We start from the raw sequence: 12,415 nt of genomic DNA on the forward strand, positions 1-12,415 counted from the left end.
GTCCAAGGACGGGGCGTCCCGGACGTGCGAGTTCACACAGGTGCCCTTCTCGCGTGGGAAACCTTGGCGGGGACGAGTCCAGGTAGCGTTCGTGGGCCATGCGCCTGACGCTCGCCATCGCTGTCTTGTTATCCGCCGTGTCCTCGCTGGGCTGCTCCACCGTCGCCAGGCCGTCCATGCAGCAGGCCTGGGATTCGGCGCAGGTGGAGTGCGACGAGCCTGGCGACGACCAGTGCGTCACCTTGCTCTGCCTCGGCGACGCCTGCGGCTTCTACCGCTGCGAGGACCTGCCCGAAGAAGTCGAGCTGGCGCGCTTCCCGCCTTCGCGCCCGCCCGCCGCGGCTGCGGCACCGGGCATGGGTCCCCGGAGGAACTGGGGAGCCGCACAGAATCTCCCCCCGGGGGCCGTCATGGTCTTCCCCCACTGGAACGGCGCCCCTGACAGGCTCATCCCTCCGTCACGCCAGCTCACGCCCGGGCAGTGGGAGAAGCACCACATCTTCCCGCAAGCCGAAGACCTGGCGAGGTGGTTCTCTGGACGGGGCGTCAAGATTCACGACTACACCATGCCGATTCCGCGTGCCCTCCACCGGGAGATTCACAGCAGCGACGGGCGAGGCGGTCCATGGAACCAGGCTTGGCGGGATTTCATGAAGACGAACCGCAGGGCGACCCCCGAGGACATCTACAAGCATGCAGGGGAACTCATCCACCGCTTCGAGCTCATCGGTGGCCCCATTCAGCCCTACTATTCCCGCCCCAGGGCGTGAGGTCCGATGAGCAGGTTCTTCTTGCTGGACGAGGACAGGGCGGCGGCAGCGAAGCATGGCGGGGAGGTCAACGCATGGCACAAGCTGGGGCTGCCAGGCGTGACGTGCCACACGTGCGGTGCCACATGGAGCGATGCGGGCCACGAATACCCCTGCATCGACCTGTCGCAATTGCCAGAGCGCAAGCAGTTCGAGAAGGCGAGGCCCGAGCCCTTCCTCGAGTTCGCGCGCCTCCGCGAGTTGGTGCGTCCCCTGGCGCCTCCGAATGCAGAACTGCCACCCGGTACGGGCTTCGGTCCGCTGGTGGGCCGTGCCACTGGCGGGTTTGGCCCCATCGCGTGGGTGTGGGGGCAGAAGCTCCTTGTGCACCGGGATGTGTTGGAGCGCCTCCAGGCAGCGGGCGTCCGGGGGCTGCTGGGCTGTCGAACGGAACTGCGGTTCCGTCAGAAGAACCCGCCAGAGCTGCTGGAGCTCCAGATTGAGCCCCACGGCCGGCTGCACCCGGACTGCATTCCACCGGACGTGCCCCCTCCGTGCGCCACCTGTGGCCGGCACGCATTCAAATGGCCGGACAACCCCCTCCTCGACGCCGCCTCCCTCCCCACGGACCTGGACCTCTTCCGCGTGGGCAACTTCGCCACGATGATTGTCTGCACCGAGCGGCTCATGAACGCCGTGCAGCGGCTGGAGCTGGACGGCCTCACCTTCCGCGAGCTGCCCACGCGATAGAGTGCCTACTCCCGCGGCCCCCGCCCCGCGCGCACCGGCGCCGTCAGGCTCGCGAACGCCGCGTTGATGCGCTTCGTCTCCGCCTCGGCCACCTCGCGCAGCTTCGGCCCCAGCCCCGCCACCTTGTCCGGGTGGTACTGCAGCAGCAGCGCGTTGCGGGCCGCGCGCGCCTCCTCGAAGGAGGCCCCCGGCGTCAGCCCCAGCAGCGCGTACGGGTCCTCCACCGGCGCCGGCTCCGGCGCGGCCTTCGCACGCGAGGCCCGCTTCGCCCGGTTCTTCAGGAGCCGCTCCATGGCGATGAGCTTCACGCGCGTGAAGATGGCGTCGTTGCGCTCACGCTGCTTGAGCCGCACGTACCCCTGCTGCGACAGCGCGCTGATGAACAGCGACACCGCCTGCGAAGCCAGCGCCTGCGAGTCCAGGTTCAGCGCCGGCTCGCTGCGCCAGCACAGCTTGCCGTCCGCGAAGATGAACACGTCACCGGGCTGAAGCGCCTCCGTCGAGACGCGCGCGAGCGCCTCGGGACTGGCCGACGCCAGCTTCACGTCCGGGGACCACGCGAAGATGCGCTCCGCCAGGTCCTGCGGGAAGGCGCTCTCCGTGCCGCCCGTGCCCACCAGGATGACGGACGTGCCCGCGCGGTGCGTGAAGCGGCTGAGCTCCGTGGCGGTGCCGAAGAAGGGAACCGAAAGCATGCGCAGGACCGTGGCCGCCGATGCGCTCGCTGAAGCGCGGCGACCATGTAGCGTCCCGCGTCTGAAAAGTCGAGATGGGTCAGGAAACGCGCACGGGCCCGGCGGAGCGCGAAGTCTCCACCGGGCCCGTTGACGCGCTCACCGCATCCGTGTCACGGCTGCTGTTCCGAAGGCACCTCTCCCGTGAGCACGCAGATGAGCGCGTCCGGGTCGCACTTGACGGGGAAGATGGGGTTGATGCCCGAGCCGCGCAGCCGCCCCGCGTCGTAGTCCGCGTACGGGTCGCACGCCGCCTCGTTGACGCCGCCGTCGCTCAAGCCGCAGCCCACCACGGGCCAGATGCCCTTGGTGGTGTACTCCGCGGTGCAGCCGTTCTCCGTGTAGCGCAGCTCCGCGGTGAACTGCGTTCCAGGAGTCCCCGGCGAGTTGTAGATGCGCAGGTTGGACCACTCGTACGTGAAGCTCTGCGCGGCCTGGGCGGGCGGGCCGCCGTCCGGCTGCACCCCGCCGTCGGGCAGGCCCGGCGCCGTGGCGGGCACGTCCAGCCGCGAGGGCGTCAGCGTGGGCACGTTGCAGAAGTTGTCCGGCCCCGGCGCCTCGCTGGCGAACGCGCCCACCGAGTACGTCACGTGCGAGGGGTCCGGGTCCGGCCGCGTGGACGCGAAGTCCCGCCCCAGCTTGCCCAGCCGGGCGCTGCGCACGGCGACGCTGTCCGGCTCGCTCGGCGTCTCACCGAAGTACTTCTGCAGGCCCACGCGCTCCGGCTTGAGCCGGGCGCACTGCTGGTCCGGATTCTGTCCGGGCTTCAGGGTGTACGTCGCGGCGAAGGAGCCGGTGGAGCCGTCGATGCTCGCGCGCGCCACCACGCACTGGGGCTCCGGCTCGTCCACGCCGCAGGCGAACACGGCCACCGAGGCCGCCGCCACACCCACGCTCAGTCCCATCAGTCGAAGTTTCATTGGAAGGTGTCCTGTCTGGGGAGCGGGCTAGAAGCTCAGCTTCGCGCCGAAGCGGATGGAGCGCGGCGCCTGGTACGCCGTGGGGCGCTTGAAGTTGGGGTTGATGTCCGACTGGCGGATGCGCGCCAGCTTCGTCCCGTCCGGGAGCACGGTGTACTCGGTGTCCGAGATAGGGACGATGCGGCAGGCGGGGTTGAGCGCATCGAGGCACGCCGACACGTCCGCCGTGCTGCCGTTCTGCTCGATGGCGTACACGCGGTTGAGCGCCAGCGTCTGGTCCACGTTGGTGTACTGCTGGAAGTTGAAGAGGTTGAACACGTCCATGGACACGCTCAGCGTGTAGTCCTTCGACAGCTTCTGGCTGATGCCCACGTGGGAGTCGACGGTGTGCACCCACGGCAGCCGGCCGGCGCTGCCGCGCGGCAGGATGAACGTCTCCGAGCCGCTGCGGCGCGGGTGCAGGCCCAGGTAGTTGAGCGGCGTGCCCGAGCGGCTCCGGTAGCCGCCACCCACGTTGACGCTGGTGGTATTGGTGAGCACGAACTCGCGCGCGCCGAAGGCCTTGAAGGAATGCGTGCGGTCGCCGGGCAGCGGGCCGTCGCGGTTCGTGGTGAGCGACAGCAGGTCGAAGTCGCGCGTCAGGTTGGGTGACAGCTGCCCGGTGTCCGCGCGGAACAGGCCGGAGTAGTTGCCGCGCAGCTTGGACCACGTGTAGCTGGCCTGGGCCAGCCAGCCGTTGGAGAAGGTCTTCTGGTAGTACAGGTTCACCGCGTCGTAGTGGCGGCGGGCCTCCGGGAAGTCGGTCGAGAACCCCTTGCCCGGGTTGCCCAGGAAGAAGGTGTTGCCGTCGTCGCGGCTCATGTCCTCGATGACGTCATTGAGGACGCGCCGGGTGTACGCGAGGCCGACGCGGCCCACCGTCAAGTCGTACTCCGCGCCCGCCATGAGCTCGTCCGCGGACTGCGCGCGGATGTTCGGGTCCACCGGCACGCGGTCTCCGCCCTGGGCATCCCACGTCTGGTTGGGGCCCTCGTTGGCGGTGCCCAGGCGCTGGCGGTTGGCCGCGGTGCAGCCCGTCAGCAGGGAGTCGCGGTCGCTCGGGTTGCACGCCGGCGCGGTGTAGGTGGCCGACAGCAGCTGCTGCTGCGGGAAGGACAGGTCCGCCATGTCCAGGGGCACGTTCTCGTAGAAGCGCGCGAAGTTGACGAACACCTTGGAGCGGCCCTGCTGGGTGAAGTCGTAGATGGCGCCGATGCGCGGCGACCACTGGTTGGGCAGGTGCAGGCCCACCTGGTCATCCAGGCCCCAGATGGTCTGCACGTCGTAGCGCAGGCCCACGTTGACCGTCACCTTGTCCAGCACCGACCAGCTGTCCTGCACGAAGCCGCCCACCGTCAGCGACGTGGACGTGCCCTCCTTGCTGGCGAGGAACACCGGCGTGTCCGGTCCGGACAGGTAGCCGTACTCGTTGAGGCTGAACCAGCAGTTGCCGCTGGTGCACTCCTGCCAGGGCGTGCGGCCCGTGCGCGCGCGGTTGAGGTAGAAGCTCGAGCGCTCCGCGTCGAAGCCCGCCTTGAAGATGTGGTGGCCCAGCGCCTGCAGCAGGTACGTGCCCATCACCTTGCCCTGCACGCGGTCCAGCTTCGCCTCGCTGATGGTGTTGGGGCCGCCGGTGGAATAGGCGGTGACGGGGCAGTTGCGCGACTGCTCGGCCGGCGTGGCGCCGCAGACGGACGGGTCCGGCAGCGACTCGAACTCGGTGATGGCGTGCGGGGTGCGCGTGCGGCGCCAGGCCAGGTTGGAGCGTCCGGCCAGTCCCTCGCTGGAGCCCAGCGACGAGCCGTCCGACGGCAGGGTGGAGTCGGCCTGGTGGTGCCAGCCCAGCGTGGCGTCCACGAGGAACTTCTTGTCGAAGAACGACGACTGCTGCTTCGCGACGATGTCCATCACGCCGTTGGAGCGCCGCGTGGCGATGGACTCGTAGGTGCCCTGGACGAAGGCGGTGCACGACAGGCCCACGCACACCTCGGGGTCTCCGTCGCGGCTGAAAGAGTACCTGCCGTCGCCGCCGGAGGAGCGCGGCGTGCCGAAGACGGACACCGACAGGTTGTGGTCCGGGTTGAAGAGGTACGTCAGCTTGCTCATGTACTGCACGCTGCGCTCGTCCGCGAAGCGGCTGACCCGGCTGCCTTCAATCGGCGTCACCTGGCCGAAGCCGGTGGTCGGGTCCTTGCGGCGCGCGCCCACGGACGCACAGCCGTTCGCCGGGTCCGCCTCGTCGCAGTACTCCAGCTTGCTGAACTGCCGGTCCACGCGGACGCGGTTGAAGGACGGCGCCACGCCCACGTAGAACCAGAGCTTGTCCTTGATGATGGGGCCGCCCAAGTCGAAGCCGAAGTCGCCCTGGTTCCACGGGGTGCCCCTGGCGGACACGACGCTGCCCTCCTGGCGGATTTCCGTGCCCGCGCGCTGGAAGGCGCCCGGCGCCATGGTGCCGAACACGGAGCCATGGAACTCGTTGGAGCCGGACTTGGTGACGACGTTGAGCACGCCGCCGGTGGAGCGGCCGTACTCGGGCATGTAGCCGCCGGTGATGACGTTGACCTCCTGGACGAACTCCACCGACAGCGGCGTGCCCAGCGTGCCCACGCCCGGGTCATTCACCGACAGGCCGTCCACCACGTACTGGCTCTCCGGTGAAGAGCTGCCGCTGACGCTCACGCCGTAGCGGTCCTCCGTGGCGCCCGGCGCCAGCTCCGCCAGCGACTCGAAGGAGCGCGACGCGGAGCCCTTGGTGCCCGGCCGGATGACGGCGATGTTGCGGATGAAGTCCGCGTCCACGCTCAGGCCCGCCGTGTTGCTGCCCACGTCGATGGTGGGCGGCGCGGCGGTGATGGAAATCTCCTCGCCCAGCGAGCTGGGCAGCAGCTGGATGTTGACGCGCACCGTGCGGTCCAGCCGCAGGACGACGTCGCTGCGCACGAAGGGCTCGTAGCCCTCGCGCTCCACGCGCAGGGTGTACGTGCCCGGCGGCAGCTGCGGGAGCCGGTACAGGCCGCTGCCGTCCGAGACGACGGTCCGCTCACCCTGCAGCTTCGGAGAGGTGGCCGTCACCACGGCGTCCGCGAGCGACTTCTGGTCCGCCGCGTTGGAGATGGTTCCGGTGATGACCGAGGTGCCCTGGGCTGACGCCCCCGCACCCCATAGCAACAGCGCGAGACATAGCCCGCGAGCGAGACCTGCACGTGTGGACAAAGCTGACTCCCCTCCAAGGTAGGGGCTCCACTCTGTCTCGAATCACGAGAAAGCAACAATACTGAAAATAACAGGCTTCACTGGGGCCGCCCCGCCCCGGGGGAGGGGCGGGGCGGCCCACGTCATGCCGGTGCAGCCGGTGCCGCACTCAGGGAGCCAGGCTGGAGTCGAAAATCCAGTCGTAGTTGCTGCCCGTGAGGGGAGCCAGGTCGGCGCCGTCCGGCATCTTCCGCGAGCTCTGGATGTTGCCGATGACGTCCATGTAGCCCACGTCCCAGGCGTACTTCATCGCCTGCGCGTCGGTGGTGATGCCCACCACGGTGTTGATTTCCCCCAGGGCGGCGTCCTGGCTCCCCGCGCTGCACACGCCCGCGCCGTAGTAGGAGGAGACGAAGCGCTGCATGTCCCCGAATATCCTCAGCAGCAGCGCGCGGTTCGCCTCCGGGTTGCGGAAGGCCTGGTCCGCAGTGTGGTTCCAGAAGGCGCTCCCACTGCCGTCCTCGTTGATGCCGAAGCCGTGTCCCACTCGCGAGACGTTCCTCAGCGACGGGGAGTACATCGGCAGCCCCCGCGAGTGCGGACCGCTGATGTTGTACGAGTACGTGTAGCCGCCCGCCTCGGCGTCCACCACCCAGAGGGGACCGTAGCCGCCGTCCTGGACGGCGTGCAGCAGGATACCGAAGGCCGCGAGGCTTCCTCCGGGCGTGTCGGCGTACCGGGTGAGCATCTCGTCCGCTCCCGGGTTGAAATGGAAGGTGGTCGTCCTGCCCGTCAGGACGTTGGCCGCGTCCACGGGCGTGGAGAACGAGAAGTGGTCCACGCCCGCGGTGTAGGCCGCGATGACGGCCGCGTCCCTGTCGTTGAAGCCGGCCAGCTGCGCCAGCCGGTAGGTCAGCGCGCCGTGCACCAGCTCCTCGAACTGCCCCTCCCGGTCCGTGAAGGAGACGGGGTTGTTGGCCGCGTAGGAGTAGAGGTTGCAGCTCACGGTGCTGGAGAGGCACCGCTGCGGCTCCTCGAGGAAGAGCGGGTCCGGCGTGAGGAAGCGGCTGATGGCCGGGTCATAGTCCCGCACGCCCAGGCGCACCAGGCCCAGGTCGGCGTCGTACGCCCGCTCGACGAAGTCGTAGGCGGCCGTCTGCGGGCGGCTGGCCCGGTCTCCGTACGGGGACGCGGGCAGCGGCGCGCCGGTGTCGTCGGACACCACCGTGCCGCGCATGTCCGTGGCGAGCGGCCGCCACGCGCCGTTGACGAGCACCCCGAGCAGCCGTCCCCCCACGCGCAGCGGCTTCGTCAGCCCGCTGCCGTCGAGGAAGGCGCCGTCGTCCAGGTAGGCCGCCAGGTGCGCGCCCCCGTTCAGCTTGGCGAGCCGGTGGCCCGACTCGTCGTGGATGAAGGTCCACGCGTCCGTCCCGCGCGTCGCGCGCGCCAGCTGCCCGTCCGGGCCGTACTCCAGCGTCAGGCCGTCCCGGGCGACGGTGCGCCCCAGCCCGTCGAACTGGTAGGTGGTGCCCCCCGCCTGCAGCGTGTGGCCCTGGCGGGAGAGCGCGCGGACCTGGCCGGACGTGCCCACCAGCTCCGGCAGGCCCGTGCTGCCGTAGGCATAGCCATGGCTGTCGAGCGCGTCCGAGGTGGCGACGAGGTAGCCCTCGGGGGAGTACGCGTGGCTGCGCACCAGCGACAGGCCCGCGACGGAGAGGTTCTCCGTGTCGATGAGGCCCCGGGCGTTGTGGCTCCACGAGGTGGAGGAGAAGAAGCCGGTGGCCGCCCGGCTCTGGCTGAACCCGTTCGTCACCCGCGTGAGCGCGTCGTAGCTGAAGGTGACATTCGTATCACCGTTGATGGTGGCGGCCGCCAGCCGGCCCTGCGCGTCATGGTCGACGATGACGAGCGGCGTGCCGTTGACGGCCACGCCCCGCGTGCGCCCGTGGGCGTCCGTCTCGTAGGCCAGGGTGACGCAGGTGACGGGCGTGCCGTCCTGCTCGCGCACGCACGTGGCCTCCGCGCGCGCGCTGCCGTCCTCGCGCGGGGTGAGCTGTGTCTCCACCGTGCGCCAGCCCGTGAGGGACAGGGTGCGCTTGAGCGGCGCGCCGTCCACGCGGTACTCCATCCGCCGCGTGAAGCCCTCACCCGCCACCGCCGTCAGCAGGCCCGGCCAGTCCGTGGCCGTGGGCACCTCGGGAGTCGCTCCGTCGAAGTAGAAGTCGAAGTCCCGCGTGCCGCCCGAGGCCAGGTCCGTGTGCCGCACGCGGACCGTCCTGCCAATCCCGTCGTGGGAGTACGCCTCCTCGCGCACCGGCGCGCCGGTGGGTGACAGGAAGGTCTTCTTCGCCAGCAGGCCCGTCACCGGCGCGTAGGTGAAGCCGAGCGAGGCGACGCCCTCCCGCTCCACCCGCGACATGCGCCCGTGCCCGTCGAAGGAGACGGCGTGGGACGTGCCGTCCGGCAGCCAGACGCGGCGCAGCCGCCCCAGCGCGTCGTACTCGAAGGACGTGCGGGCGGACGCCTCGTTCTCCAGGGCCACCACCTGCCGGCCCGTGTCCATGAAGCGGCGCGTGGCGTGCGTGCCGTTCTCCCACGACTCCTGCTTCAGCAGACCGCCCTCCAGCGACAGCCCCGAGAGCACGTCCCGCGTCACGCCCACCTGGAGGTGACTCAGCGCCTCGGACTCGTGCCCCAGCCCGGAGCTCTTCAGCACGCCCAGCACGTCCGCCCCCGCCAGCAGGTCGGCGTAGTCCACGGCCGTCAGGTCCACCGTCGCATCCAGCGGGGCGCGCGCGTACGTCCGGGACTCCAGCAGCGCGCCGTCCCGCATCGTCACGTCCTCCACGGCCCAGCCCTCCGGGATGCGCACCGCGCTGGCCACCGGCGCTCCGCCGGCCGTCTGCCACTCCACCTTCGCGCTGGCCGAGCCCGTGGCGGCGTCCACCAGCGTCCGGGTGAGGATGCTGCCCGGCTGGGTGGCGGTGGCGTACCGGTAGGTGAGGAGGACGTTGGGGTTGGCCGCGCTGGCCCCGCCCAGCGAGTCCCACTGCCGCTCCAGCCGCTCCAGGCCGTCGTGGCGGAAGGACTGCGTGAAGCTCCGCGTGCCGCGCAGCGTCGTCAAGTCGAGGATGGCGTCGGTGACGGCGTCACGCTGCGTGGCCTCCAGCACCACGCCGTCGGGCGTGGTGGCCCGCTTGAGCAGCAGCGTGCCCGGCTCGTACTCGAAGGACGTCGTGCCCTGCCCCGGCACCGTCACGCTCTGCACGAGGCTGTCCGGCCGGTACGTCACGCCCTGGACGAGCAGCGCCTCGTCGGGGGTGAGGCTCTCCACCGCCTCCACCAGCCCCTTCGCGTCGCGCGTGAGGCGCACCTCGTGCTGGAAGTCGAGCGCGGGGTCCGCGTGCGTGCCCGTCACCCGGGTGCGCTGCGTCGTGCAGTGCAGCGCGTCCGCGAGCGTGGGCACGGTGGCCAGCCACGTCTGGGTCGTCAGGGTGCCGCTGCGCGTGTGCCGCACGGTGTGCGTCGGGCAGCGCCCGTCCGCCCAGGCGAGGTACTCCGTGCGCTCGCCGAGCGTCTGGCCGTCGTCCTGCGCCCACCCGCTCCCGTCCTCCTTGAGCCGCTTCCAGGCAATGCCCTGGTACAGCGCGTCCTCGTACTGGCGATAGGTATACATGTGCAGACCGGGCACCTGGAGGTCATGCCGCGTCTCCGAGGCGAGCAGCCCCGCGTAGTCGTCCGCGTGCAGGAAGTGGGCCTCGGTGACGAGCCCCGGGGCGGAGTGGGTGACGTCGCCGAAGCCCACCAGGAAGTGCGCCTGGGAGTGCAGGATGGGCGCGTCGTACTGGTAGGTGTGGCGGACGACGCCCGTGCCGCTCGACTCGGAGACGAGCGCGGACAGCACCGCGGGCCGTCCGCGGATGCCGGTGCGCGCCGGGGCGCGCGCGTACTCGAAGCGCAGCGCCGTGCCCCGCCCGTCCTCCGCCGAGGCCAGCAGCCCCGTCTGGGGCGCGTCCAGCTCCAGCGCCCAGGCGTGGCCACCGATGACGTAGCTGACCTCCGTATTGCCGCTGCCGGAGAAGTCCCCCACCACGGGCTTGGAGGCGCTGCTCGACAGGTTCAGCAGCCCGTCCACCTTCAGGTAGACGAAGTCCTTCCCGTTGTTGACGAAGAAGAAGCTGCCGGTGCCGGTCAGCCGCGTCAGCAGCAGGTCCGCCAGCCCATCCTTGTTCGCGTCCACGAAGGTGAAGTGGTAGTCCGCCAGGTTGGTGATGCTCGAGTTGCCATTCTTCACGCCGTAGACGAGCCCCGCGTCGAGGAACGTCCCGTCGCCGCGCCCCAGCCACACCACCACGCCGGAGGAATACCGGGCGATGAGGTCCGCCAGCCCGTCCCCGTTGAAGTCATGCACCCACGAGGCCGTGGGGGTGAAGGACGGCCGCAGCGTGCCCTGGATGCGCGGGCCGAAGCTGAACGTCCCCGCGGCGCTGGTGTTGGGCAGCACCGAGTACGCGCCCGCCGACACGCGGATGAAGTCCGGCTGCAGGTCCTTGTTCAGGTCCGCCAGCTTCACGTTGGCCGAGGGAATCCAGTTGCCGCCCGGGAGGACCCGCGTCTGCAGCACCTCGCCCGCGCGCGTGCACACCGTCAGCAGCGTCTCCGTGTTGGAGCTCTGGGTGCGCATGCCCAGCACCTGGTGGGCGCCGTCCCCGTTGCGCAGCTGCGCCAGCAGCCGGGGCGGGTTGGACGCCGAAGGCGCGCGCCAGCAGTCCACCGGCGCGCCCGGAGCGGGGGCCGGAGGCGCCTCCGCCACGAAGGCGCCGTCCTGCTGCCGCCACAGCGTGTAGTCCTCGGCCGCTTCCAGGTCCATCCGGCCGTCCTCGTCGATGTCCAGCAGCGAGGCCCGGTCGGGCTGCGTCGCCAACGCGCCCTCCGCGACGAGCACGCCGTCGAGCGGGGGCGCGGCGGTGAGCACCGCGGCCGAAAGGTGGTCCCCGGACCGGTGATAGGTGTAGCGCATGGGCGGCAGCGCCTGCCCGGAGGGGAAGCTCTGCGTCACCCCGGTGAGGAAGTACGCGGGCCCCAGCCCCTCCTCTTCGTAGGCGAGGGCGTGGCGCCAGCGCTCCGCCCACAGGCCGGACTGCGCGTGGCGCACGCGGGTGATGACCGTCGCCACGCGCCGGTCCAGCAGCAGCTCGCTGCCGGAGCGCACGTCGCGGAAGGGCCGTGCGAGCGTCGTGTAGTCGAGCTCCACCTCGTTCTGGAAGTCCGTGCCCTGCCCCCCATAGGACAGGCGCTTGAGGAACTGGCGCCCGGAGGCGTTGGCCTCCCAGGCGAGCTGCGCCTGGCGCCCCAGCGGCGTCTCCACGCGGGTGAGGTACCAGGCATAGGTGCCTCGCGACGTCACCGTCCGCGCCGTCCCGCCGAACGTCCAGCGGCTGCCGTCCGGCTGGGTGGCCACCAGCGTGTCGCCCACCTCGTCCACGCGGACCTGGGACTCGAACCCGGCGGCGTACCAGCGCTGGTCCGCGCCGCGCACCAGCCGGCCCCACGGCCCCGTCAGCTCGTCGGTGGCGTAGTCGATGGCGCCCAGCGCCCGCCACCGGGTGATGACGAGCGCATTGCCCCACCCCATGCCCCACTCGGAAAGCCCCTTGTCCGGCGAGTAGGACGGGAAGGGCTGCACCAGGGCCGAGCCGCGCTCACCGGGCAGCGCCAGGTTGGAGCCGAGGCTGAAGCCACCCCGGCTCACGTCCCCCGGCCCGAAGGCCGTACCCGCCAGCGGGCCCGCCAGCGAGCCGCGCTCCGGAGCCTTGAGCTGCGGCGCCTGCACCCGCGCGTCCAGCGCCGTCGTCTGCGCCCGCGCCCCGAAGGCCAGCAGGCAAAGCAATCCACAACACCACGAGGACACCACGTCCCGTCGTTTCATCGCTGAAGTCCATCCTGTGAAGGGGAAGAAGAAGCGCGCGCCCCGCACCCCTTCACGGGAGGAGACGCGCGCGATGACACACCCGACGCCTACACGCGG

The 12,415-nt window shown here is 70.7% G+C and carries 6 protein-coding genes; 2 read left to right on the forward strand and 4 right to left on the reverse strand.

What is annotated here, in order from left to right; genetic code table 11:
* Window positions 1–98 precede the first annotated feature (98 nt).
* Window positions 99–770: a SitA6 family polymorphic toxin lipoprotein gene (gene sitA6, locus ACX9TP_RS43355; RefSeq protein WP_482976565.1), complete on the forward strand. Its 672-nt coding sequence runs from the start codon at window positions 99–101 to the stop codon at window positions 768–770.
* 6 nt (window positions 771–776) lie between these two features.
* The gene (gene sitI6, locus ACX9TP_RS43360) at window positions 777–1,499 is read left to right on the forward strand and encodes a SitI6 family double-CXXCG motif immunity protein (RefSeq protein WP_482976566.1); all 723 of its coding nucleotides are present in this window, start codon (window positions 777–779) and stop codon (window positions 1,497–1,499) included.
* 5 nt (window positions 1,500–1,504) lie between these two features.
* On the opposite strand, the gene ACX9TP_RS43365 is transcribed toward sitI6, so the two are convergent.
* From ACX9TP_RS43365 to ACX9TP_RS43380, 4 genes are all read right to left on the reverse strand, one after another.
* Window positions 1,505–2,194 (reverse strand): J domain-containing protein, encoded by a 690-nt coding sequence (locus ACX9TP_RS43365; protein ID WP_482976567.1) that lies wholly within the window; start codon window positions 2,192–2,194, stop codon window positions 1,505–1,507.
* 152 nt (window positions 2,195–2,346) lie between these two features.
* Complete coding sequence (locus ACX9TP_RS43370) at window positions 2,347–3,153, reverse strand: hypothetical protein (RefSeq protein ID WP_482976568.1); 807 nt, start codon at window positions 3,151–3,153, stop codon at window positions 2,347–2,349.
* A gap of 27 nt (window positions 3,154–3,180) precedes the next feature.
* The gene (locus ACX9TP_RS43375) at window positions 3,181–6,408 is read right to left on the reverse strand and encodes a TonB-dependent receptor (RefSeq protein WP_482976569.1); all 3,228 of its coding nucleotides are present in this window, start codon (window positions 6,406–6,408) and stop codon (window positions 3,181–3,183) included.
* 148 nt (window positions 6,409–6,556) lie between these two features.
* The gene (locus tag ACX9TP_RS43380; protein WP_482976570.1) at window positions 6,557–12,316 is read right to left on the reverse strand and encodes an RHS repeat-associated core domain-containing protein; all 5,760 of its coding nucleotides are present in this window, start codon (window positions 12,314–12,316) and stop codon (window positions 6,557–6,559) included.
* Between the last annotated feature and the right edge of the window lie 99 nt (window positions 12,317–12,415).

It is taken from the genome of Pyxidicoccus sp. M15, assembly GCF_056858435.1.